Origin of the sequence: Pseudomonas sp. SWRI68 (assembly GCF_014269165.1) — a bacterium.
Taxonomy (GTDB): Bacteria; Pseudomonadota; Gammaproteobacteria; order Pseudomonadales; family Pseudomonadaceae; genus Aquipseudomonas; species Aquipseudomonas capeferrum.
The window spans coordinates 1-232 of sequence record NZ_JABWRU010000091.1 but is presented as its reverse complement, the minus strand read 5'-3'; the positions used below and the strand labels follow the sequence as shown (position 1 = coordinate 232).

General features: G+C 56.9%; 1 protein-coding gene. It reads right to left on the bottom strand.

Annotated features, from left to right (window positions below):
* The coding region (locus HU770_RS26930) for an immunoglobulin-like domain-containing protein (RefSeq protein WP_186666631.1) at positions 1-232 on the bottom strand (232 nt) is incomplete at both ends.

The following is a 232-nucleotide window of genomic DNA, read 5'->3' as shown; positions in this document are numbered from 1 at the left end:
GTTTTCGAAGGCGCGGCCATCGATGTCTGCTGCCGACTTGATACCCAGGCTGATTTCACCGGCGTCCTTATAGACGTCGTCGCCTTGCGCAGCATGGCTGTACGGCGCACTAGTTTCGCCAGCCTTGATGGTCACAACTTCGTTGTTGCTCAGGGTCACGACAAGGTCGTGGTCCAGGGCAGCGTTGATGTGAACGGTGAAGGTCGGTTTAACGTTTTCCGCGACCGAAACC